Below are 22,671 nucleotides of genomic sequence, written 5' to 3'. Positions count from 1 at the left end.
CCATGATGCTGACCGTCCACGACTTCGAGACCGCCGCCCGCGCGAAACTGGACCCCGTCCACGCCGACTTCATCGCCGGCGGGGCACGCGACGAGATCACCGTACGGGCCAATGAGGCGGCGTTCGGGCGCCTGCAGTTGCTGCCGCGGGTGCTGCGGGGGAGTGCCGTACGGGAGTTGGACATCGCCCTGCTCGGCAGCCGGGCGAGCATGCCCATCCTGTTGTCCCCGACCGCCTTCCACAAACTGGTCGATCCGGAAGGGGAGTTGGCCACCGCCCGTGCCGCTGCCGCCGCAGGCGCGATCATGATCGTGTCCATGGCGTCCACGGTGGCGGTGGGTGACATCGCCGACGCGGTCCGCGCGATGGGCGCCGACGCACAGCTGTGGTTCCAGCTCTACATCCAGCCCGACCGGGAGATCACCGAGACGCTGATACGGCGGGCCACCGACGCCGGATGCAGCGCCCTGGTGGTCACCGTGGACTCCCCGGTGCTGGGCGCGGGCGAGCGCAACCGGCGCAACGGCTTCCACGACCTGCCGCCCGGACTGCGCTGCGAGAACCTGGTGGACCTGCGCGACGGCGAGCGCGGGCACGTACGGCAGATCGCCATGTCACCCGAGCTGAACTGGCAGCACATCGACTGGCTGCGCCGCACCACCTCGCTGCCCATCGTGCTCAAGGGCGTGCTGCACCCCGAGGACGCCAGGCTCGCGGTCCGGCACGGCGTCGACGGGCTGCTGCTGTCCAACCACGGCGGTCGCCAACTCGACACCGTGCCCGCCACGTTGGAGCTGCTGCCCGAGTTCGTCGCCGCGGTGGCGGGCCGCATCCCGGTCATCCTGGACGGCGGCGTCCGGCGCGGCACCGACGCGGTCAAGGCGCTGGCGCTCGGCGCGTCCGCGGTGGGCATCGGCCGGCCCGTGATGTGGGCGCTGGCCGAGGGCGGCGAGGACGGCGTACGGCGGCTGCTGGAGCTGCTGCGCGACGAGCTCGACGACACCCTGGCCCTGTGCGGGGCGTCCAGGCTCGCCGACCTGACGCCCGAGCTGGTCCGCGTGCCCACTTGGGGGCCGACGCCGGGTCCCGCCGTGGCTCCGGGGGCGGACAACCGGTTCGGCGGGGTGATCGAGTGACGCCCACCGGATGGCTGATCGCCGGCGCGGCCGTGCCCCTGGTGGCCGGACTGCCGTACTGGCTGCCCGGGCTCGTGATCGCTCTGCGCGTGCGCATCTTCGCCTGGGTGGGCGGCGAGGAGGGCGTCAAGGCGCCCGGCCGGGAGGTGCCCGCCGAGGAGTTCAAGGAGGTGTACGGGCATCCGGCGGCCAACGGCCGCAGCCGGGGTGCCGCGCTGTCCGACCTGTTCTGGTACTGGCTGTCGCCCGGCCCGGAGGTGCACCAGGAGCACCTGGAGCCCGGCCCCCGCTACGACGACGTGGCCAGGACCACCCGGCAGATCCTGGCCGGGCTGTCGCGGGAGCAGTGGACGGAGCTGGTCGGCCGCTGCACCCGGCGGGTGCTCGACGAAATCCCCGACCGGGCACAGGTGCACCGGGTCAGGCTGCGCGACCTGATGATGCCCGTCTGGGCCGAGGTCTACTACGAGGTGGTCTTCCGCGAACCGTGCCCGCGCCACGTCCGGGACCTGATCACCGGCAATGCCGACGACGTGGTCAGCGCCCTGAAGTGCACCAGCCTCAGGCACATGGACCGGCGGGCCCGGCTCACGGAGCACCTGCTGGCCCGGCTGGCGGACGACCCGCCGCCCGTGCCGCTGCCGTCCTCGCTCTCCCGGCAGGAGCAGGCGTACTACCTGCAGGGCACGTTCTTCAACACCGCCGTGGTGCAGATGTCGGAGGCGATGGCCCATCTGCTGCTGGCCCTCGCCACACACCGGCCGGTGCAGGACCGCCTGCTGGCCGGCGAGGCGGACCCGGGCTTCCTGGACCGGGTCATCAACGAGACGCTGCAGCACTTCCCGCTGTTCGGGGTCGCCCACCGGATCACCTCCGGGGACATCCCCAGGCCGGGGCGGGACCCCATCCCGGCCGGCTCGGTCCTGCTGTTCAACTACCCCGAATACCAAGGGTCCGGCCCGGCCGGCGGCGAGCGGTTCGACCCGGACCGGTGGCTGTCCCCGGACACCAGGCCCGCGGCGTCCATCCCGTTCGGGGTGACCGCCAACCGGCCCTGCCCGGCCCGCGGTTTCGCCGTCCTCACCATGCGGGTCGCCGCCGAGGAGACGCTGCGCCGCTTCCGGCTGGACTCCACGGCCCGGCACACCCGGTCGCTGCCCAGCCGCGGCCCCTGCCTGCTCGTCCCGCGCGGCGACGCGGCGGACGGGAGCCCGCCCCGCCGACGCACCCGGCTCGCGGTGATGCGCCTCGCCGATCGCTGGGCCGCGGTCCCGCGCAGCCTCACGCAGCTCGTCCTCGGCAGCTACATGGTGTGGGACGCCCGGCGCCAGGGGCTGTGCCGGAACTACTTCGCCGCCTCTTCCGGCGGCTCCACCACCTCTGTCGCGGCCGGCCGTTGAGAGGGCCGAGACCATGACTCCCGTGGAGCTCGCTCCCGCCTTCTTCCTGGCCGTCGTCGTCATTCTGCTGACCTGCCGTCTGGTCGTGCTGGTGGCGGGCCGCTTCGGCCAGCCGCCCGTGGTCGGCGAGATGATCGCCGGTGTGCTGCTGGGCCCCTCGCTGTTCGGACTGATCGCCCCGGGGCTGTCCGCCGAGGTCTTCCCGCCGGAGCTGAAGCCGGTGCTGTACGTGGCCGGACAGATCGGTCTGGTGACCCTGATGTTCGCCGCCGGATACGAGTTCCGGGCGCATGCCGGGCGCGGACTGGCCGGCACCGCCGTCGCGGTCTCCTCGGCCGGCGTGGCGATCCCGCTGGCGCTGGGCATGGGACTGACCCTCGTGGCCCACGGCCATGTCGACATCTTCGTCGACGGGGTCTCGGTCTGGGTGACGGCGGCGTTCGTCGGTGTCTCCCTGGCCATCACCGCCTTCCCGATGCTGGCCCGCATCATCACCGAACGCGGCCTGTCCGGCTCCCGGTTCGGCTCCCTCTCCCTCGCTTCCGGGGCCACCGACGACGCCGTCGCCTGGATCATGCTCGCCGGGGTGCTGAGCGTGGCCTCCGGCCAGGCGGGGCCCGTCCTGACCGCGGCCGGCGGCTCCCTGCTGTTCGTGGCCGTCCTGTTCCTGCTGGGACGCCGCCTGCTGGCCTGGATCGTGAACCGGCCGGGCCTCGGCGATGACACCCGGCTGATGTTCACCGTCGCCGTGCTGTTCTGCGCCGCCTGGTTCACCGACATCATCGACCTGTACGCCGTGTTCGGGGCGTTCTGCGTGGGGATGGCCATGCCGCGCGGCGAGGTGTCCGAACGGCTGGTGCGGACCACCCAGTCCGTGACCCAGGTGGTGTTCGTCCCGATGTTCTTCACCTACTCCGGCCTCAACACCCGGTTCGACGTGTTCTCCGACCCGTCCGTGATGGCGTTCGGGGCGGCCGCCGTCGTCCTGGCCGTGATCGGCAAGTTCGGCGGCTGCTGGGCCGCCGCCCGGCTGCGCGGCGAACCCGGCTCCGTGGCCGTCCGGGTCGGCGCCCTGATGAACGCCCGCGGGCTGATGCAGCTGATCGCGCTCAACGTCGGGCTGGCGGCCGGCATCGTCAGCGAGGAACTGTTCGCCGCGCTCGTCCTCGTCGCCCTGGTCACCACGGTCATGACCGTTCCGGTACTGAGCCGGCTGGACCGCCGGGACGCCAGGAGGCGCCCGACTTCCGACATACGTCAGGACGAGGACGAGAAGACGGTGGCGACATGGAGCTGAGCGGGGCGCAGGCGCTGGTCGGCCAGCTGGAGCGGGAGGGCGTCCGCCATGTCTTCGGCGTGCCGGGCGTCCAGCTCGACCACGTGCTGGACGCGCTGGCCCGAGCCGGCGGCGCCGGGGGCTCGATCGAGTACGTCGCGGCCCGGCACGAGCAGGGCGCGGCCCATATGGCGGAGGCGTACGCCCGCACCACCGGGCGCCCCGGCGTCTGCCTGGTGGTCCCCGGACCCGGTGTGCTCAACGCCCTGCCCGCGGTGGCCACCGGGTACGCCTGCTCGTCGCCGATGCTGTGCGTGGCGGCCGACATCCCGTCTCCGCTGGCCGGCCGCGGCCTGGGCATGCTGCACGAACTGCCCGACCAGGACGGCGTCCTGGCCTCGGTCACCAAATGGTCGGCGCGAGCCGGGGCCCCCGACCGGATCCCCGGTCTGGTGCACGAGGCGGTGCGGCGGTCGCGGTCCGGCCGCCCGAGGCCGGTGGCCCTGACGATCCCGGCGGATGTGCTGACCGCCCGGGCGGAAACGGAGCCGGCGCCCGCCGGGCGGGGCGGGCGGGGCGGGGAGGAGGACCGGCCCGGCGCGGAGGGCCGTACCGACGGGTTCACGGGACCGGATGCCGACCCTTCCACGGCACCGGAGACGGACGTCCTCGCGAAGATCGCCGCCGTGCTGCGAGAGGCCCGCCGGCCTTTGCTCTACGCCGGCGGCGGTGTGCTCGCCTCGCGGGCCGGCGCCGCCCTGACCGCCCTGGCCGAGGAACTGGCCGCCCCGGTCGTCATGAGCCGCAACGCGGGCGGCGCCGTTCCCGCGCGGCACGGGCTCGCCTTCACCAGCCTCGCGGCGCCGCGCCTGCTGCCGGCGGCGGACGCGGTGCTGGTCGTGGGCAGCCGCTTCGTGTCCCCACGCGGCACGGCACCGCCGACCGCGCCCGGAGCGGCCGTCGCCCTGATCAACGCGGACCCGGCCGATCTGGGCCCGCCCCGACCCGCCGGGCTCACCCTGTGCGCCGACGCCCGCACGGCACTGGAGGACCTGCGTGCCGTACTGGCCTCCGCCCGGCCCAGGCCGGAGACCGGATGGCAGCCCGCCGAACTGGCCGAGGTGCGCGCCTGGTGCGCACGGAAGGTCGAGAGCGTCGAACCGCAGTGGTCGTACGTCCAGGCTCTGCGCGAGGCGATCCCCGACGACGGCTTCCTGGTCAACGAACTGACCCAGGTGGGCTATCTGGCCGCCGTCGGCTACCCCGTACACCACCCGGGAACGTTCCTCACGCCCGGGTACCAGGGCACCCTGGGCTACGGCTACCCGTCGGCCCTGGGCGTCAAGGTCGGCAACCCGGACCGGGCGGTCGTCTCCCTCAACGGGGACGGCGGATTCTGCTGGAACATGCAGGAACTGGCGACCGCCCGCAAGTACGGCATCGGCGTGACCGCGGTGGTCTTCAACGACAACGCCTACGGCAACGTCCGGCGCATCCAGGCGGACGAGTTCGAGGGCCGCTTCATCGGCAGCGACCTGACCAGCCCCGACTTCGTACGCCTCGCGGAGTCGTTCTCGGTCCCCGCCGTCCGGGCCGAGACCCCGGCACGGCTCGCCGGAGCCCTCAAGGAGTGCCTCGGCGAACCGGGACCGTCACTGATCGAGGTACCGGTGGCCGAGATGCCCAGCGTGTGGCCACTGCTCCTCGGGGGCTCACCCGGTTCGGTGCGGGACTGACCTGCCAGCCCGGAGATGCCGACGCGCCGGCTGATGGCCGATGACTTCAGCAGCGCCCGCCGGTCATAGGTGGTGACCACACCGCTCCGCAACCGGATGGAAACCGCCGACATGACTGACGCCGTCAAGGGACCTGCCAGCTACTTCCCGTCCATCGAGAAGAAGTACGGCCGCCCGATAGCGGAGTGGAAGGACCTGATCCGCTCCTCGCCCCTGACCAAGCACATGGAGCTCGTGAACTGGCTCAAGGCAGAGCACGGGCTGGGCCACGGCCACGCCAACGCTCTCGTCGCGCACACCCTCGCGGAGGCCTGATGACGTGACGGGGATCTCGACGAGTGGCCGGCGTCAGCCGGAGAGCGGGCCGTTAGGCTGAGCGAACAGCCTTTGACCTGCGAAAGCGGGCAGGGAGCGAATTCAGGGAGTTGCGAATGCTGCGTGCCATGTTCAAGTCCAAGATTCATCGCGCCACGGTCACCCAGGCCGACCTGCACTACGTGGGATCGGTGACCATCGACGCGGATCTGCTCGACGCCGCCGACCTGCTGCCCGGCGAACTCGTCCACATCGTCGACATCACCAACGGCGCCCGCCTGGAGACGTACGTCATCGAGGGCGAGCGTGGCTCGGGGGTCATCGGGATCAACGGTGCCGCCGCCCATCTCGTCCACCCCGGCGACCTCGTGATCATCATCAGCTACGCTCAGATGACCGACGCCGAGGCGCGGGAGTACCGGCCGCGGGTCGTGCACGTGGACGGCGCCAACCGGATCGTGGCCCTCGGCGCCGACCCGTCCGAGCCGGTGCCGGGCTCCGACCAGGAGCGCAGCCCGCAGGCCGTGCCGGTGGCCTGAGCGCACTCGTCGTCATACGCCGAGACGGACCAGGAGCGTGCCATGAGCGACATCGAGATCCGCGACGACCGGGCGGCGGGCCGACTGGAGGCCCTGCAGGGCGACGAAGTCACCGGCCGCATCGAGTACTTCGTCCTCGAATCCCCGGCGCGCGCCCTCGTCCCCGTCCACACCATCGTGGAACCGGCCCATGAGGGGCAGGGCATCGCGGGCTCCCTGGCACGCGAGCTGTACGGCATGGCGGCGCGCGAGGGAGTCGTCGTCGCGCCGCTGTGCCCGTACGTCGTGAAGTGGGCCGAACGCCACCCCGACGAGGCCCCGGCGGCCGACCCGGAACTGCTGGAGGCGGCGAAGGACTGGCTGCGGCAGCACCCCGAGCGCTTCTGACGACGCCGTGTCTTAGCCGACGGCGTCGCGGACAGGCCCACTTGGCCGCCCGCGTTGACGCGGCTGAGTGACTGGCCGCGCGGCCGTCGGGTACGTGGGGGAGTAGTCCAGAGCCGACGCCACGGACTGGCTGGAGGACACCATGACGAACCCGTATCCGGACCCCGCCCCTCCGGGTCCATCCCCGGGCCCGGAGCCCCAGCACCCCGAGCCACACCCGGTCCCGCCCCCGGAACCTCCACCGGCTCCCGAGCCGCCCCCCACTCCGGGCCCGCCTCCGGGACCCCCGCCCACGCCGGGACCGCCTCCACCGTCACCTCCGGGGCCGCCACCACCGCCATCCCCGCCCCCGGAGCCCTCCCCGTCCCCGATCCCGCCGGGACCGGAGCCGGTGCCGAACCCCGAGCCCGGGCCGCCGCTCACCTGAGCCCCATGGCCGCACGGCGGACAGCGGGACCATCCCCGGACACCCGGCGACAGTCCCGCTCCCGTGCGCCCTCCCGGCACTCCTCACCTCCGGAGGGCACGGCTGAGGCTCGGACGATTGGGGAGTGCTCATGTCAGGACGGTTCGAAGCGACGGCCGAGGTCGATCGACCTGTCGAGGAGGTGTTCGCCTACCTTGCCGACGGACGCAACGATCCGCAGTTCAGCCCCCGTGTACTGAAGATCGAGCGGGTCCCCGACGCCCCGACCACCGTGGGCACGGTCTTCCGCAGCACGGTCAAGGACGCCGGGATGAAGACGGCCAGGGAGTTCCGCATCACCGACCTCACGGCCCCGTCGAGGATCCGGTGGGCCGAGGTGTCGAAGAACAGCGTGACGGTCAGCGAGGGCGGCTACGATCTCGAGCCGCTGGCCGACGGCAGGACCCGGGTCCGTATCTTCAACGTCCTCGAAGGCCACGGCCTCGGCAGACTCCTCGTCGGCCTCGCCCTCGTCGCCGCCCGCAAGGACGCCGACGCGTTCGGCGCGAGGATCAGGACGGCGGCCGAAGCAGCGATCGCTCCGCGCTGAGGTGCCGCTCGCGGTCCCGGGGTCTCTCGGCGTACAACCCTGAGGCCGGGTGACCGGTCTTCACCACCGTACGAACCAATTCAGACCCTTCGGTACAACTCGGTTCAACGGGGGAACACATGAACCTGACCGGCAAACGTCACCGCAACCGCACCACCCGCGCCGCCCTCGCGTCCGTCACGCTCCTGATGGCCGGCGCCCTCGGCGCCGCGGGCGCCGGAACCTCCAACGCCACCGCCGCGGCACCGCAGAAGCAGCGGATCGCCTCGTCCGTCCTCGGGAGCGACTACAAGATCACGCTGACCGCGCTCCGGTCGACGCGGGACGAGTACGCCGCCTCCGTCCGGCTGCAGGTCTACACGCACAGCGGCGGCGTCTGGAAGGAGTCCGACCGGGTCACCGTGGGCGAGGTCGAGGGGTGGTTCTGGTACCCGCTCACGGGCAAGGGCGCTGTGTGCGAGTTCAGCACCGCGAGCACCGAGCCCGCGCCGCTGACGGTGAGCCTTCTGGTCACGCCGTCCATCGGCTGCTCCGAGCCGGCGCACTACGTCGTGAAGGAGGGCCGGGTGTACGCCGGCTGATCGCCGGGCACGCCACGGGCCGGGGCCGTCACCCTCTCCGGGCGACGGCCCCTTTCAGTCCTTCAGACCTTCTGACTTTCAGGCCTTCTGACCTTCAGATACAGCGACACAGGGGGCACAGCCCTCAGGCCGAGACCTCCGAGCGGTCCCCGCCCCACAGCGTGTGGAACGACCCGTCCCGGTCGGTCCGCCGGTAGGTGTGGGCGCCGAAGAAGTCCCGCTGGCCCTGGGTGAGCGCGGCCGGCAGACGCTCGGCGCGCAGGGCGTCGTAGTACGCGAGAGCCGCCGCGAAGCCCGGCGTGGGCACGCCCTGACGGGTCGCCGCGATCAGCACCTCGCGCCAGTCGTCCTGCGCGGCGGCGATCTCCTGCGCGAACGTGTCGTCCGACAGCAGGCTCGGCAGGTCGGCCCGGGCGTCGTACGCGGCACGGATCCGGTCCAGGAACGCCGCGCGGATGATGCAGCCGCCGCGCCAGATGGCCGAGACGGCTCCCAGGTCGATGTCCCAGTCGTACTCGGCGCGCGCCGCGTCGATCTCGTGGAAGCCCTGCGTGTACGACACGATCTTCGACGCGTACAGCGCCTGCTCGACCCGGTCGGCGAAGGCCGCCGCCTCCGACTCGCTCAGCGGCGTCGCCTTCGGACCGGCCAGCCCGCGCGAGGCCTCGCGCAGTGCCGCGTGCCCCGACAGGGAGCGGGCGAAGACCGCCTCCGCGATCCCGGACACCGGCACGCCCAGGTCCAGCGCGATCTGCACGGTCCAGCGTCCCGTGCCCTTCTGCTCGGCCTGGTCGACCACCACGTCCACGAACGGCTTGCCCGTCGCCGCGTCCACGTGCGACAGCACCTCGGCGGTGATCTCGATCAGGTAGGAGTCCAGGCGGCCCCGGTTCCAGGTGCGGAAGATCTCCGCGATCTGGGCGGGCTGGTACCCGGCGACATCGCGCAGCAGCTGGTACGCCTCCCCGATGAGCTGCATGTCGGCGTACTCGATGCCGTTGTGGACCATCTTCACGAAGTGCCCGGCGCCGTCCGGACCCACATGCGTCACGCAGGGGGCGCCGTCCGCCGCCTTCGCGGAGACCTTCTCCAGCATCGGGCCGAGGGAGTCGTACGACTCCTTGGGGCCGCCGGGCATGATGCTCGGCCCGTGCAGCGCGCCCTCCTCGCCGCCGGAGACGCCCATGCCGACGAAGTGGATGCCCTGCTCGCGCAGGTCCCGCTCGCGGCGCCGGGTGTCGGCGAAGTGCGCGTTGCCACCGTCGATGATCATGTCGCCGGGCTCGAGCAGCGGCGCGAACTCCTGGATCACCGCATCGGTCGGGTCCCCGGCCTTCACCATGATCACCAGCCGGCGCGGCCGCTCCAGCGCCGCCACGAACTCCTTGGCGGTCTCGGCCGCGATGAACTCGCCCTCGCCGCCGAACTCCTCCACCAGCGCGCGCGTACGCGCCGGCGTCCGGTTGTGCACCGCGACCGTGTAGCCGTTGCGGGCGAAGTTCCGGGCGAGGTTGCGGCCCATGACCGCGAGACCCGTGACGCCGATCTGCGCCGAAGTGCTCATGCGTTGGCTCCTAGTGACCTCGATATATCAGCGGTGCCGGTCATGCCCGCCAGTGTTGCCCCATCGTCCATCCTGACGTGCCGGTACTCCGAGCGCACATCCGGGGTGGCGCGATGTCGCAGGCACATACGCACGAAACGCCCCGGCGCACTCAGCCGTCCCGGCTGCCGGACAACGTGCGCCGGTTCCGCGCCACTTGGCGTGAACGAGCGGCTGATTTGCCGTCTTGTCATGGCCTGTTCGCAGCGCTTACTTTTGCCCCTCCTGACGCATGTCAATGGGGGGCTCCTTCATGGCCGTACGCGGCCGGCACCGCCGGTACCAGCCGAACAGGATCAACCGCGCCTCACTCACCGTCACCGCGGGCGGCGCCGGAATGGCGCTCCCGCTCATGGGCACCGGCGTCGCGCACGGGGCCGACCTGGACACCTGGAACAAGGTCGCCGCGTGCGAGTCGACCAACAGGTGGCACGTCAACACCGGCAACGGCTTCTACGGCGGACTGCAGTTCGCCCAGTCGACATGGGAGGCGTACGGCGGTTCGCGGTACGCGGCGCGCGCGGATCTGGCCACCAAGGACCAGCAGATCGCCGTGGCGGAGAAGGTGCTGGACGGGCAGGGGCCCGGCGCCTGGCCGGTGTGCTCGGTACGGGCCGGGCTGACCCGGGGTGGGGACACCCCCGCCGTCCAGCCGGCCGGCACCCCCAAGAAGACCCCGAAGACCCCGAAGACCTCCGTCCAGGACGTCCAGCCGCAGACCACGCCCCAGTCAAGGGCGGGAACCGCCGAGATGTACACCGTGGTCCGCGGCGACACCCTCTCCGGGATCGCCGAGTCACAGGAGGTCAGGGGCGGTTGGCGCGGCCTGTACGCCGCGAACCGCAAGGCCATCGGGGCCGACCCCGACCTGATCCTGCCGGGTCAGCGGCTCGCACTGCGCGGCAAGGCCGCCACGACGACCGAACCGGCGTCCACCCCCAAAACCACCCCCAAAGCCACCCCGAAATCCACGCCGAAATCCACCCCCAAGAAGACCTCCCGGGACCGGGACGAGCAGGCCACGACGAGCAGCCGCTCAATGGTCGCCCCCGTCAGCGCGTCCACCGGAACGCCGTACCGCAAGGCCGGCGCCCTGTGGTCGAGGGGCTACCACACCGGCGTCGACTTCGCCGTGCCGACCGGCACCTCCGTGAAGGCCGTCGGCGCCGGGCGGGTCGTGAGCGCCGGGTGGGAGGGCTCCTTCGGCTACCAGGTGGTGATCCGGCACGCCGACGGCCGCTACAGCCAGTACGCCCATCTCTCGGCGATCTCCGTGAAGGACGGCCAGTCGGTGGGCGCCGGCCAGCGCATCGGCCGGTCCGGGTCCACGGGCAACAGCACGGGCCCGCATCTGCACTTCGAGGTGCGGACGGGGCCCGGTTTCGGTTCCGACATCGACCCGGTGGCCTACCTCCGGGCGGGCGGCGTCAGGATTTGACGCGCGTACGGTGCCGGTCGAGGACCGGTAACGGGACGTACGGACCGCCGTAGAAGGGGCCGTAGAGGTTCGGGAGCCCGTGGTGCTCGGGACGCGGTGGCCGCGGATCCTCGTACGCCCCCTGCGCCGCCGGGGCCGGGATGAGGATCCCCTCGATCCCGTCCGGTACGACGATGTCCTCGTGCCGCCCCGCCCCGACCTGCTCCGGCACGCCGCCGAGCAGCTCCGCCGCGGGCATCGTGTCCAGGGCCGTCCCGACCGGGGCCCCGTCGGCCGGCACCGCCTCGGGGAGCGCCGCCTCCGTACGCGCGATCCGCTCCGTCGTCAGCAGGATCAGGCCGCCCGCCGCCACCACACCGCAGCTCAGGGCGAGCATCGTGCCGGTCGTGCCGTACCGGAAGGTTTCGCCGAACATCGTGATGCCGACCGCGGCCGCCACCACCGGGTTCACGACCGTCAGCGTGGCCAGTGGCGCCGCGAGTCCCGCACCCCGGTAGGCGGCCTGGGACAGCAGCAGTCCCGCGGTGGCGAAGACGCCGATGGTGGCCAGGGCGGGCAGGTCGGCCGCCGACACCCCGCCGTCCCAGTCGACCGCGACGATCTTGGTGAACACCGAGGACATGCCGAAGGCTATGCCGGAGCCGGTCGCGAGCAGCATGCTGCGCACCGCCGGATGCCGGTGGGCCGCCCGGCCCGCGACCATCAGCGTCACGACGATGCCGCCCGTCACCAGCGCCACGGCCGCCCGCTCGGCGGTGCCCAGCGACTGCGACTCGGAGGCGCCGACCAGGGACAGCAGCCCGGCGAGGCCCACGGTCGCCATGATGGCGCCGCGCCAGGCCGTCGACCCGGCCTTGCGGCCCACGAACAGCGCCGCCATCGGCAGCGCGAACACGATCGTCAGGGCGCCCAGCGGCTGCACCAGGCTCAGCGGACCGAAGGCCAGCGCCACCACGTGCAGCAGACCCCCGAGACCGTTCAGCGCGACCGCCGCCCACCAGCCCGGCCGACGCATCGGCGCGAACTGCTGCCCCGGGGAGGACACCGCGACACGCTCCTGCACGATCGCCCCGCCCGCGTAGGCGACCGCGGAGACGAGCGACAGGAGCACGGACAACGCGAGGGCGCTCATGAGCTGCTCCTCTGCGAGAGGCGGGGGCGGTCACCCCGGCGCGGCGAACGGTCGGCTTTCACAATCAACACGATGCCTCGGAAACCTCTTCCCGTCGTCGTACCAGAGCACGCACTGTGTCGTACTGCCGATGGAGTACGACGACGCCGAGGTCATCCCTCAGGCGGGTGACCCGAGGCGGACACCCTCAGGGGAACGTCCCGACAGGCCCTGCTACTACTGCTGTTCGTGGACCTCGACCCTGATCTCGCCGTGCTGCGGCCGCTCGGCGGCTTCTTCGTCCTACGCACGGCAGGGGAAGCTCTTCAGTCACTTCCGACCCTGGCGCGGGCGTACGGCAATCCGGTACCGGCGGGGCGCGCGGATCCCCTGACGTTCCGGGTTCGCAAGGTCGCGGACACCCTGCGCGCCCCCGAATCGCGGATCGCCGCCTCCGTGGCCCAGCAGGGCCTGGCCGCCCGGCTGTGGTCGGTGGCCCTCGGCTGCGCCGCCCTGTACGGCCACCTCCCGGACCTCGACGCGCGCCTGCTGCACTGGGACCCCGACGGCAGCGCCCCCGACGACCTGTGGCTCGCCGAGGTGCGCCCGCTGCCCGCGGATCCGGCCACCGTCGCGGACGCCGTCCTGCACGGCCACCTCGAACCGCTGGCCGCCGCCCTGAACGCCCGCCACCGCGTCGCCGCCGGACTGCTGTGGGGCAACGCGGGATCCGCTCTCGCCGGCGCGGCCCGCCAACTCGTCCAGTGGGCGCGCGCCCACGGCCGTACGGACGCCGCGGCACACGCCCACGCCCTGACCGCGGAGCTCTTCGCCCACCCGCTGCTCGCCGGCACCGGCACCCTCACCGGAACCGCCTTCCGGCGCCGCAGCTGCTGCCTCTACTACCGGGTGCCGGGCGGCGGCCTATGCGGTGACTGTTGCTTCACACGAGCCCCGCGCTCTTCCCCACGCGCCCCATCTGAGTGACCATGAAGGCAACCAGCCGCTGAGACAGGGGGTTCCGGGTGCGAGTGGGACTGCTGACCCGGGAGTACCCGCCGGACGTGTACGGCGGCGCGGGTGTCCATGTCGAGTTCCTCGCCCGGGAGTTGCGGGACCTCGTCGATCTGGAGGTGCACTGCTGGGGCGAGGGCCGCGCGGTGGGCGTCGTGCGTCACCGCCCCTGGTCCGCGCTGGACACCGCCAACGACGCGCTGCGCACCTTCTCGGTGGACCTCGCCATGGCCGCGGGCCTCGAAGGCCGCGAAATCGTCCACTCCCACACCTGGTACGCCAACCTCGCCGGCCACCTCGGCAAGCTCCAGTACGGCATCCCGCATGTGATGACCGCCCACTCCCTGGAGCCCCTGCGCCCCTGGAAGGCCGAGCAACTCGGCGGCGGCTACGCCCTGTCCAGCTGGGCCGAGCGCACCGCGATCGAGTCCGCCGACGCGGTGATCGCCGTGTCCGGCGCCATGCGCGAGGACATCCTCGGCTGCTATCCGTCACTGGACCCGGCCCGCGTCCACGTCGTGCACAACGGCATCGACACCGCCCTGTACCGGCCGGACCACCGCACCGACGTCCTGGCCCGCTTCGGCCTCGACGCCGACCGCCCGTACGTGCTGTTCGTCGGCCGTATCACCCGCCAGAAGGGCGTGCCCCATCTGCTGCGCGCCGTGCGGGACATCGACCCGGCCGCGCAGGTAGTGCTGTGCGCCGGTGCGCCCGACACCCCGGAGATCGACCAGGAGTTCCGCGACCTCTACCAGGAGCTGAGCCGGATCCGCGAGGGCGTGCACTGGATCCCGCAGATGCTGCCGCGGCCCGAGGTGATCCAACTCCTCACGCACGCGGCCGTGTTCGTCTGTCCCTCGGTGTACGAACCCCTCGGCATCGTCAACCTGGAGGCGATGGCCTGCGGTACTCCCGTGGTGGCCTCGCAGGTGGGCGGGATCCCCGAGGTCGTCGACGACGGCAAGACGGGCCTGCTCGTCCCGCTCGACGACGACTTCGAGCCGGGCCTCGCGCGGGCGCTGGACTCGGTGATCGGCGACCCGGAGACCGCCCGCCGGATGGGCGAGGCCGGACGGGAGCGCGCGGTGGGGGAGTTCGGCTGGGACGCCGTGGCGCGGCGGACGGTCCGGCTGTACCGGGAGATCCTCAAACAGGCTTAGCGCGCGCTGCTCAGGGGCAGGCTGGGATCAACCACGGTGAGGGGAGCGGCCATGCGTCGTGGCGGACCTTCGGTGCTCGGAATCGTACTGGCGGGCGGGGAAGGCAAACGCCTGATGCCCCTGACCACGGACCGCGCGAAACCCGCGGTCACCTTCGGAGGAACGTATCGCCTGGTCGATTTCGTCCTCTCCAACCTCGTCAACGGCGACATCCTGCGCATCTGCGTCCTCACGCAGTACAAGTCGCACTCCCTGGACCGGCACATCACCACGACGTGGCGCATGTCCAGCCTGCTCGGCAACTACGTCACCCCGGTCCCGGCCCAGCAGCGGCTCGGACCCCGCTGGTACCTCGGCAGCGCGGACGCGATCCTGCAGTCCCTGAACCTGATCCACGACGAGCGCCCCGAGTACGTCGCGGTGTTCGGCGCCGATCACGTGTACCGCATGGACCCGCGTCAGATGCTCGCCCAGCACATCGAGAGCGGCGCCGGCGTGACGGTGGCGGGCATACGCGTCCCGCGTGTCGAGTCCTCCTCCTTCGGCGTCATCAGCCCCGGCTCGGACGGCCTGACCGTGGAGCGCTTCCTGGAGAAGCCCACCGACCCGCCCGGTCTGCCCGACGACCCGGAGACCGTCTTCGCCTCGATGGGCAACTACATCTTCACCACCAAGGTCCTCATCGAGGCGCTCCAGCGGGACGCCGAGGACGAGAACTCCGTGCACGACATGGGCGGTTCGCTGCTGCCCCAGCTCACCGAGCGGGGCGAGGCCCAGCTCTACGACTTCAGCGCCAACCACGTCCCCGGCGAGACCAACCGGGACCGGGGCTACTGGCGGGACGTGGGCACCCTGGACGCGTACTACGACGCCCACATGGATCTGATCGCCGAGCGTCCCGCCTTCAACCTCTACAACACCAGCTGGCCCATCTACACCCACTCCAACCAGCTCTCCCCGGCCCGCTTCAACGCGGGCGGCATGGCCAGCGAGTCCATCATCAGCGCCGGCTGCCTGATCCGGGGGCAGGTCACGCGGTCGGTGCTCTCGCCGGGGGTGGTGGTCGACCCGGGGGCGGTGGTGCAGGGGGCGGTGCTGCACGACAACGTGCGGATCGGGCGGGGCGCGGTGGTGCGGGGCGCGGTGCTCGACAAGAACGTCGAGGTGCCCCCGGGCGCGACGATCGGCGTCAACCCGGAGCGGGACGCGGAGCTGTACACCGTCTCCAAGGGCGGGGTGATCGCGCTGGGGAAGGGGCAGCGGGTGCCCTAGGGGGTGTTCTGCTCGCGCGGGTGGCGGGTGAAGACCTTGTTCCGGGTGGAGGCGGTGGAACAGAGCTTCTTCTCGTCGGCCGTCATCTTGCGGGACTTGACCACGACCGCGCTGTGCATGCCGTCGGTGCCGTTCGGGGCGGGGCCGGTGATCACATCGGGGACGAACCAGTAGTAGTGGTCCCACTTGGGGTCGTCGTAGTGGGTCTGCCACGTCCCGGATATCCGCTGCATCACCTGCGAGCGGGAGACCCAGCCCACCTCTCCCGGCCGGATGTTCACGGTGAAGGAACTCGTCTCCGTGTGCGAGCTCTGCCATGTGTAGTTGTACGTCGCGGTCACACTGGCGGTGATGATTCCTTCGATGCCCCCACCGACCGTGACCGAGCCTCCGACCGAGTGGGCGGAGCCCACGGTGTCGGACCACGTCATCGACTGGGAGGCGGGCGAGGTGGTGCAGTTGTAGAGCAGGTCCGAGACCTGACGCGGTGCGCCGAGGTAAGCCCGGCCGATCTCCGGGGAGTTGAAGCTGCACTTGCCTTCTCCGGAGGCGCAGTCGGCCACGATCTGCTCCGCGGTGGGCTGCTCCTCGGCCACGGCGGGCACGGCCGCCGCGACCATCCCGAACGCCGTCGCGCCCAGCACCAGGGTGCGGCCGCCGTACCGCAGTGCGCGGTTCCTCGTCATGATTGTTGCCTCTCGTTGTGCGTGGTGCCCACGAGGCTCACGTAATCGACGGCCGAGCTACACCAAGAACTCGCAAAGTTGTACTTGATATCGCAACTGATGAACCGTCAATTGTCTGTTCGGTACCGCAAATTGACGAAGTCGAAGTCCGGCGCTGACTTGTCATGTTCCTGGACGAGTGGTCGATTCCGTGCTGTCATGCCAACTACTGTCCATGACAACGTTGTTATGGAGGCTCTGTGCACACACGACGGCTCAGAAACCGACTCGTGCTCCTCCTCGCCGGGGCTCTCGGCCTCGCGGGCCTGACCGCGACACCCGCCCCCGCCGCGGCCGACGACCCCGTGGAGATCCACGGACTGAAAGGCGAGTACTACACCCAGTCCGCCCCCGGCGCCTTCGACTTCCACGAGCTCAAGGCGACCGCCCTCGACCCCGGCCTCGACTTCGACGACCTGGAGCCGCGCCTGGCCTTCACCACCGGCCGTTCGGACGACGTCAGCGTCCGCTGGACCGGAAGGGTCGTGCCGGAGCGGACCGGCGCCCACACCTTCTCGATCATCGGCGACAACGGCTTCCGCCTCTGGATCGACGGAGAGCTCGCCATCGACCACTGGGTCGACGACTGGGGCCGCGAACAGACCGCGGCCCCCGTCGAGTTGACGGCCGGCACCGCCTACGACATCAAGGTCGAGTACTTCGAGCACTACGGCGGCTCCAATCTCCACCTGCGCTGGACCGAGCCCGGCGGCACCAAGGAGCCGGTCCCGCAGTCCGCGTTCCGCCTTCCCGACGGCTACGACTACGACGGGGCGATCGCGACCACGGTCCTCGGAGACGGCCGCACCCTCAAGCTCGACTTCGCCCGCACCCTCGCCGCACCCCCGGCCGGCGTCACCGGCCACCTGAAGGCGGTCATCGGCGGCGCCGCGTGGCCCCTCGGGTCCGCCAAGGTCGACCCGGCCGACTCCAAGGCCCTCCTCGTCGCGCTGAAGGAGCCCGTCGTCGGCAACAAGACCGGCACGGCACGCGGCACGGCCGACGTCCGCTACGACGGCGAAGGCGGCCTCACCGACGCCGACGGCAACGTTGCCAAGGCCTTCGTGAGCGGTTGCCCCAACCGCTCCACCCACGAGCTGCGCACGAAGTGGGCCGACGAGGTGGGCCCCGGCAACGCCCACCCCGAGTACCCGCGTCCGCAGCTCACCCGGAGCGCCTGGCGCAACCTCAACGGCCGCTGGCAGTTCGCGGCGGCCGAGGAGGGCGAGCGGCCCCCGGTCGGCAAGGACCTCGCCGAGCGGATCCTCGTCCCGTACCCGGTCGAGTCCCAGCTCTCCGGCCTGCAGCGCCACGAGGACCGCATGTGGTACCGCCGCACCTTCACGGTGCCGGCGGACTGGCGCATCGGCTCCGGCAAGCGCCTCAAGCTCAACTTCGGGGCCGTCGACTGGCGGACCGAGGTGTTCGTCAACGGCACCAAGGTCACCGAGCACACCGGCGGCTACGACAAGTTCAGCGCCGACATCACCGATGCGCTCGAGCCCGGCCGCACCCAGGAGCTGATCGTCGGCGTGTACGACCCGACCGACGCGGCCGATGGCGAGAACCCCCCGCTCGGCAAGCAGCGCCTGGACCCGAGCGGCATCTGGTACACCCCGTCCTCCGGCATCTGGCAGACGGTGTGGATGGAGCCGGTCGCCCCCGACCACGTGGCCGGACTCAAGCTCACCCCGGACGTCGAGGCGGGCACGCTCACCGTCGAGCCACAGGGCGTGCGCGACGGCGTACCCGTCACGGCGACGGCGTACGACGGACGGCGCAAGGTGGCGACCGCGAGCGGCCGCACCGGGCAGCCGCTGACGCTCGCCCTCCCGGACGCGCACCTGTGGTCGCCGGACGACCCGTTCCTGTACGACCTCAAGGTGAGAGTCGGCGCCGATCGCGTCGGCAGCTACTTCGGCATGCGCTCCATCGCCGTCGAGAAGATCGACGGGGTCCCGCGCACGGTCCTCAACGGAGCGCCGATCTTCATGATGGCCACCCTGGACCAGGGCTTCTGGCCGGACGGTCTGCACACGGCGCCGACCGACGAGGCTCTCGCGTACGACCTGAAGGCGCACAAGGAGCTGGGCTTCAACGCCGTGCGCAAGCACATCAAGGTCGAGCCGGACCGCTGGTTCCACTGGGCCGACCGGCTGGGTCTGCTGGTGTGGCAGGACATGCCCGCCATGACCGCGGGGGTGAATCCGAGCGCCGCGGCCCGCGCGCAGTACGAGCGCGAGATGAAGCAGATGATCGACGAGCACGTCAGCAGCCCGTCGGTGGTCATGTGGGTGACGTTCAACGAAGGGTGGGGGCAGTACGACATCGGCCGGATCGCCGAGCAGGCGAAGGCCTGGGATCCGACGCGGCTGGTCAACGGCCAGTCGGGGCTGAACCTCGGGGACGACGGCCACGCCGGCGACATCATGGACGAGCACGGTTATCCGAGCCCGGCCCTGCCACCGCGCCCCGACGGCGAACGGGCACTGGTCAGCGGCGAGTACGGCGGCCTCGGCCTCGCGGTGCCCGGGCACGCCTGGTCGGTGCAGCAGTCGTACGTCGACGTCGACCCGGCGACCTACACCGACGACTACCTCACCAAGCTCGACGAGGTGCGCGCCCTGGTCTGCCGGGGCAGCAACGGCGCCGTGTACACCCAGATCACGGACGTCGAGGGGGAGCTGAACGGGCTCCTGACCTACGACCGCGCGGTGCTGAAACCGGACGCGGCACGGCTGAGGGCGGCTCACGAGGCGCTGATCCGTGACGCCTCCCGGGTGACTCCCTCGGGATGCCCGGTGCCGCTACCCGTGGTGAAGTGACCTCATATGCACTATGAGTCCCGCCCCTTTCACGAGGGGCGGGACTTAATCTGCTGTTAACTGTGCGTAGCTTGATCGTACTTGACCGTAATCGCTTCAGGGCGATTGACTTCTGATCCACCCGTCGTCGACGCGAGGCAAGCCATTGACTTCTGACCTGCTCGCACCTCTCGACCTGGCGTTCTGGAACATCGAGTCCGCGGAACACCCCATGCACCTGGGCGCCCTCGGTGTCTTCGCGGCGCACTCGCCGACCGCCGGCGCCCACGCGGCCGACCTGCTCGCCGCCCGCGCCGCCGCCGTGCCGGGGCTGCGGATGCGCATCCGGGACGCCTGGCAGCCACGCGCCCTGCTCCAGCCGTTCTCCTTCGGCGGCGCCACCCGCGAGCCCGCCCCGGACTTCGACCCGCTCGACCACGTCCGGCTGCACGCCCCGACCGCCGACTTCCAGGCGGTGGCGGGCGGGCTGATGGAGCGTCCGCTGGAGCGCGGCCGGCCACCGTGGGAGGCGCATGTGCTGCCCGGCGAGGACGGTGTGTCGTTCGCGGTGCTGTTCAAGTTCCATCACGCCCTGGCCGACGGGCTGCGGGCGCTGACGCTCGCCGCCGCCGTCCTGGACCCGATGGACCTGCCCGCCCGCAAGGCCCGCCCCGAGGAGCCCGCGCGCAGCCGCCTGCCCGATGTGCGCAGGCTGCCGGGACTGGTGCGCGGCGCCCTGTCCGACGCGGGCCGGGCCCTGGACATCGGCGCCTCCGTCGCCGTGTCGACCCTGGGGATGCGCTCGTCCGCCGCGCTGGCCGCCGAGCCCAGCGGCACCCGCCGTACCGCCGGGGTCGTCGTCGACCTCGACGACGTGCACGTGATCCGCAAGGCCGTCGGCGGCACCGTCAACGACGTGCTGATCGCGGTCGTCGCGGGCGCCCTGCGCCGCTGGCTCGACGAGCGCGGCGACGGCAGCGAGGGCGTCGCGCCCCGCGCCCTGATCCCCGTCTCCAAACGCCGACCGCGCACCGCGCATCCCCAGGGCAACCGGCTCTCCGGCTACTTGATACGGCTCCCGGTGGACGACCCCGACCCGCTGCGCCGCCTGGCCGCCGTCCGCACCGCCATGGACCGCAACAAGGACGCGGGACCCAACCGGGGCGCGGGCGCCGTGGCCCTGCTCGCCGACCACGTCCCGGCGCTCGGCCACCGGCTCGGCGGACCGCTGGTCGGCGGGGCCGCCCGGCTCTGGTTCGACATCCTCGTCACCAGCGTGCCGCTGCCCGGCATCGGCCTGAAGCTCGGCGGCCACCCCGTCACCGAGGTCTATCCCTTCGCCCCGCTGGCCCGCGGCCAGTCCCTGGCGATCGCGGTCTCGACGTACCGCGGGCGCGTCCACTACGGGTTCGTCGCCGACGCCGAGGCCGTACCGGACCTCGATGTGCTGGCCAGGGCCGTGTCCGAGGAGGTGGAGACGCTCATCACCGCCTGCGCTCCTTGACCCCGGCGGGTTTTGGAGGACCGGCCCGGCGCTCCGTAGAATCCCCCGTTCGAAAGCGGACGCGGTCGGAGCGCCGCACGGTCAGCAGGGAAACGGCAGCGCGATGACGGTGACAGAGGAAGGCTCGGCGACCACGGACGAGGTGGTGTACGGGCCCGGCATCGACCCGGAGCGGCTGGCCGTCTGCCTCAGCGTGCTCGAGGAACTCGACCGGCTGGAGGTCGACCACCCCGACGCCATCGCCGTGCGCCGGGCCACCGCCGGCATCTACCGCACCGTCAAGCAGCGCCGCCGCCAGGAGCGCCGGGCCGCGAAGACCGCCCACGACAAGGCGGTCACGGAGGCCACGGCAACCGGCTCCGCCCAGCGCATCGACGACGAGACCGAGGGCCTGCTGCCGTCGTCGAGCACCGAGGAGGGCAGGGTCGCGGGGATACTCCAGCGCCCGCGCTCCTGCTACACCTGCAAGACCCGGTACGTCGAGGTCGACTACTTCTACCACCAGCTCTGTCCCGACTGCGCCCGACTGAACCGCGCCAAGCGCGACGCCCGAGCCGACCTCACCGGCAAGCGCGCCCTGCTCACCGGCGGCCGTGCCAAGATCGGCATGTACATCGCGCTCAGGCTGCTGCGCGACGGCGCGCACACCACGATCACCACGCGGTTCCCCAAGGACGCCATCCGCCGCTTCAAGGCCATGGACGACTCCGCGGACTGGATGCACCGCCTGGAGGTCGTCGGCATCGACCTGCGCGACCCGGCCCAGGCCGTGGCCCTCGCCGAGCAGGTCGCCGAGGCGGGCCCGCTCGACATCCTGGTCAACAACGCCACGCAGACCGTGCGCCGCCTGCCCTCCGCCTACGCCGCCCTGGTCGAGGGCGAGAGCGCCCCGCTGCCCGCCGGTGAACTCCCCGCCCACCACGTCATCGGCGCCTTCAACTCCGGCGCGGTCGACGGCCTCGCCGCGCTGCCCCTGGGCACCAGCGGCCTCGACGCCCAGAAGGTCGCCGACCTCGCCCTCGTCGCGGGCAACGCCAGCGTCGAGCGGCACCTGGACGGCACCGCGATCGACGCGGGCGGCCTGGTCCCCGACGTCGTCGACAGCAACACCTGGGTGCAGACCATCGACCAGATCTCCCCGGTGGAGCTCCTCGAGACCCAGCTCTGCAACTACACCTCGCCGTTCATCCTGATCAGCGCGCTGCGCCCGGTCATGGCCAAGGCGGCGCAGCAGGCGACGAGCGGGCGCGCCTACGTCGTGAACGTCTCCGCGATGGAAGGCGTCTTCGGCCGCGGCTACAAGGGCGCGGGCCATCCGAACACCAACGCCGCCAAGGCCGCGATGAACATGGTCACGCGGACCAGCGCGCAGGAGATGTTCCAGAGCGACGGCATCCTCATGACCTCCGTCGACACCGGCTGGATCACGGACGAGCGTCCGCACTACGACAAGCTGCGCCTGGCCGAGGCCGGCTTCCACGCCCCGCTCGACCTGGTGGACGGTGCGGCCCGGGTCTACGACCCGATCGTGCGGGGCGAGGCGGGGGAGGACGTGTACGGGGTCTTCCTGAAGGACTACGCGCCCGGTAAGTGGTAGCGGCCCGACACCGGCACCAATATCGACATCGCCTTCTGACTTGCCCGCCAGGAA

19 protein-coding genes are annotated in these 22,671 nt (G+C 71.7%); 16 read left to right on the top strand and 3 right to left on the bottom strand.

From position 1 onward, the window contains the following. The first annotated feature begins 2 nt into the window (after positions 1 to 2). The 9 genes from IM697_RS27415 (at position 3) to IM697_RS27375 (ending at position 8,386) form a co-directional block, all read left to right on the top strand. On the top strand, positions 3 to 1,136 hold the full coding sequence (locus IM697_RS27415) for an alpha-hydroxy acid oxidase (protein ID WP_228044189.1): 1,134 nt from the start codon (positions 3 to 5) through the stop codon (positions 1,134 to 1,136). Continuing rightward, positions 1,133 to 2,536, top strand: a complete 1,404-nt coding sequence (locus tag IM697_RS27410; protein WP_194038780.1) for a cytochrome P450 — start codon at positions 1,133 to 1,135, stop codon at positions 2,534 to 2,536. The genes IM697_RS27415 and IM697_RS27410 overlap by 4 nt, the downstream gene beginning before the upstream one ends. 13 nt (positions 2,537 to 2,549) lie before the next feature. After that, positions 2,550 to 3,833 carry a cation:proton antiporter gene (locus tag IM697_RS27405; protein WP_194038779.1) on the top strand — a complete coding sequence of 428 codons (1,284 nt, stop codon included), beginning with the start codon at positions 2,550 to 2,552 and terminating at the stop codon, positions 3,831 to 3,833. Next, entirely contained in the window at positions 3,824 to 5,548 is a 1,725-nt protein-coding gene (locus IM697_RS27400) for a thiamine pyrophosphate-dependent enzyme (protein ID WP_194038778.1), read from the top strand. The genes IM697_RS27405 and IM697_RS27400 overlap by 10 nt, the downstream gene beginning before the upstream one ends. A 111-nt stretch (positions 5,549 to 5,659) precedes the next feature. Continuing rightward, positions 5,660 to 5,863, top strand: a complete 204-nt coding sequence (locus IM697_RS27395; RefSeq protein WP_194038777.1) for a DUF4287 domain-containing protein — start codon at positions 5,660 to 5,662, stop codon at positions 5,861 to 5,863. Positions 5,864 to 5,979: 116 nt separating this feature from the next. Further along, positions 5,980 to 6,402, top strand: a complete 423-nt coding sequence (panD, locus tag IM697_RS27390) for an aspartate 1-decarboxylase (RefSeq protein ID WP_194038776.1) — start codon at positions 5,980 to 5,982, stop codon at positions 6,400 to 6,402. A gap of 42 nt (positions 6,403 to 6,444) precedes the next feature. Then, positions 6,445 to 6,789, top strand: coding sequence for a GNAT family N-acetyltransferase (locus IM697_RS27385; RefSeq protein WP_194038775.1), 345 nt, complete (start codon positions 6,445 to 6,447; stop codon positions 6,787 to 6,789). Positions 6,790 to 7,346: 557 nt separating this feature from the next. Next, a complete protein-coding gene (locus tag IM697_RS27380; RefSeq protein ID WP_194038774.1) occupies positions 7,347 to 7,805 on the top strand; it encodes an SRPBCC family protein in 459 nt (152 codons plus the stop codon). A gap of 119 nt (positions 7,806 to 7,924) precedes the next feature. Further along, a complete protein-coding gene (locus tag IM697_RS27375; RefSeq protein WP_194038773.1) occupies positions 7,925 to 8,386 on the top strand; it encodes a hypothetical protein in 462 nt (153 codons plus the stop codon). Positions 8,387 to 8,510: 124 nt separating this feature from the next. On the opposite strand, the gene gndA is transcribed toward IM697_RS27375, so the two are convergent. Further along, positions 8,511 to 9,950, bottom strand: a complete 1,440-nt coding sequence (gndA, locus tag IM697_RS27370; protein WP_194038772.1) for an NADP-dependent phosphogluconate dehydrogenase — start codon at positions 9,948 to 9,950, stop codon at positions 8,511 to 8,513. A gap of 292 nt (positions 9,951 to 10,242) precedes the next feature. Between gndA and IM697_RS27365 the strand changes: the two genes are divergently transcribed. Continuing rightward, positions 10,243 to 11,427 carry a peptidoglycan DD-metalloendopeptidase family protein gene (locus IM697_RS27365; RefSeq protein ID WP_194038771.1) on the top strand — a complete coding sequence of 395 codons (1,185 nt, stop codon included), beginning with the start codon at positions 10,243 to 10,245 and terminating at the stop codon, positions 11,425 to 11,427. Here IM697_RS27365 and IM697_RS27360 read toward each other — a convergent pair. Then, positions 11,417 to 12,559, bottom strand: coding sequence for a DMT family transporter (locus IM697_RS27360; RefSeq protein WP_194038770.1), 1,143 nt, complete (start codon positions 12,557 to 12,559; stop codon positions 11,417 to 11,419). The two genes, IM697_RS27365 and IM697_RS27360, sit on opposite strands and share 11 nt — an antisense overlap. 228 nt (positions 12,560 to 12,787) lie before the next feature. Here IM697_RS27360 and IM697_RS27355 point away from each other — a divergent pair, with 228 nt between their 5' ends. From IM697_RS27355 to glgC, 3 genes are read left to right on the top strand one after another with little or no spacing between them, the layout of a single operon-like run. Continuing rightward, positions 12,788 to 13,525, top strand: a complete 738-nt coding sequence (locus IM697_RS27355; protein WP_228044188.1) for a (2Fe-2S)-binding protein — start codon at positions 12,788 to 12,790, stop codon at positions 13,523 to 13,525. Between the two features lie 38 nt (positions 13,526 to 13,563). Next, a complete protein-coding gene (glgA, locus tag IM697_RS27350) occupies positions 13,564 to 14,715 on the top strand; it encodes a glycogen synthase (protein ID WP_194038769.1) in 1,152 nt (383 codons plus the stop codon). Positions 14,716 to 14,766: 51 nt separating this feature from the next. After that, positions 14,767 to 15,987, top strand: coding sequence for a glucose-1-phosphate adenylyltransferase (gene glgC, locus IM697_RS27345; protein WP_194038768.1), 1,221 nt, complete (start codon positions 14,767 to 14,769; stop codon positions 15,985 to 15,987). On the opposite strand, the gene IM697_RS27340 is transcribed toward glgC, so the two are convergent. Then, positions 15,984 to 16,673, bottom strand: a complete 690-nt coding sequence (locus IM697_RS27340; protein WP_194038767.1) for a hypothetical protein — start codon at positions 16,671 to 16,673, stop codon at positions 15,984 to 15,986. The genes glgC and IM697_RS27340 overlap by 4 nt on opposite strands. 239 nt (positions 16,674 to 16,912) lie before the next feature. On the opposite strand from IM697_RS27340, the gene IM697_RS27335 reads away from it, so the two are divergent. The 3 genes from IM697_RS27335 (at position 16,913) to IM697_RS27325 (ending at position 22,617) form a co-directional block, all read left to right on the top strand. After that, entirely contained in the window at positions 16,913 to 19,537 is a 2,625-nt protein-coding gene (locus IM697_RS27335) for a PA14 domain-containing protein (RefSeq protein ID WP_194038766.1), read from the top strand. A gap of 145 nt (positions 19,538 to 19,682) precedes the next feature. Further along, positions 19,683 to 21,020 (top strand): wax ester/triacylglycerol synthase family O-acyltransferase, encoded by a 1,338-nt coding sequence (locus IM697_RS27330; protein ID WP_194038765.1) that lies wholly within the window; start codon positions 19,683 to 19,685, stop codon positions 21,018 to 21,020. 103 nt (positions 21,021 to 21,123) lie between these two features. Then, positions 21,124 to 22,617 (top strand): SDR family NAD(P)-dependent oxidoreductase, encoded by a 1,494-nt coding sequence (locus IM697_RS27325; protein ID WP_194038764.1) that lies wholly within the window; start codon positions 21,124 to 21,126, stop codon positions 22,615 to 22,617. Positions 22,618 to 22,671: the final 54 nt, after the last annotated feature.

The sequence above is a fragment of the Streptomyces ferrugineus genome (assembly GCF_015160855.1).
GTDB classification, from domain to species: Bacteria; Actinomycetota; Actinomycetes; order Streptomycetales; family Streptomycetaceae; genus Streptomyces; species Streptomyces ferrugineus.
The sequence above is the reverse complement of the archived record's forward strand: the minus strand, read 5'-3'. Positions and strand labels throughout refer to the sequence as shown.

Coding starts and splice junctions, on each gene's coding strand:
- IM697_RS27405 (WP_194038779.1), top strand. CDS start 2,550: ATGACTCCCGTGGAGCTCGCTCCCGCCTTCTTCCTGGCCGTCGTCGTC.
- panD (WP_194038776.1), top strand. CDS start 5,980: ATGCTGCGTGCCATGTTCAAGTCCAAGATTCATCGCGCCACGGTCACC.
- IM697_RS27325 (WP_194038764.1), top strand. CDS start 21,124: ATGACGGTGACAGAGGAAGGCTCGGCGACCACGGACGAGGTGGTGTAC.
- IM697_RS27380 (WP_194038774.1), top strand. CDS start 7,347: ATGTCAGGACGGTTCGAAGCGACGGCCGAGGTCGATCGACCTGTCGAG.
- IM697_RS27385 (WP_194038775.1), top strand. CDS start 6,445: ATGAGCGACATCGAGATCCGCGACGACCGGGCGGCGGGCCGACTGGAG.
- IM697_RS27375 (WP_194038773.1), top strand. CDS start 7,925: ATGAACCTGACCGGCAAACGTCACCGCAACCGCACCACCCGCGCCGCC.
- IM697_RS27415 (WP_228044189.1), top strand. CDS start 3: ATGATGCTGACCGTCCACGACTTCGAGACCGCCGCCCGCGCGAAACTG.
- IM697_RS27395 (WP_194038777.1), top strand. CDS start 5,660: ATGACTGACGCCGTCAAGGGACCTGCCAGCTACTTCCCGTCCATCGAG.
- glgC (WP_194038768.1), top strand. CDS start 14,767: ATGCGTCGTGGCGGACCTTCGGTGCTCGGAATCGTACTGGCGGGCGGG.
- IM697_RS27365 (WP_194038771.1), top strand. CDS start 10,243: ATGGCCGTACGCGGCCGGCACCGCCGGTACCAGCCGAACAGGATCAAC.
- gndA (WP_194038772.1), bottom strand. CDS start 9,950: ATGAGCACTTCGGCGCAGATCGGCGTCACGGGTCTCGCGGTCATGGGC.
- IM697_RS27360 (WP_194038770.1), bottom strand. CDS start 12,559: ATGAGCGCCCTCGCGTTGTCCGTGCTCCTGTCGCTCGTCTCCGCGGTC.
- IM697_RS27340 (WP_194038767.1), bottom strand. CDS start 16,673: ATGACGAGGAACCGCGCACTGCGGTACGGCGGCCGCACCCTGGTGCTG.
- IM697_RS27400 (WP_194038778.1), top strand. CDS start 3,824: ATGGAGCTGAGCGGGGCGCAGGCGCTGGTCGGCCAGCTGGAGCGGGAG.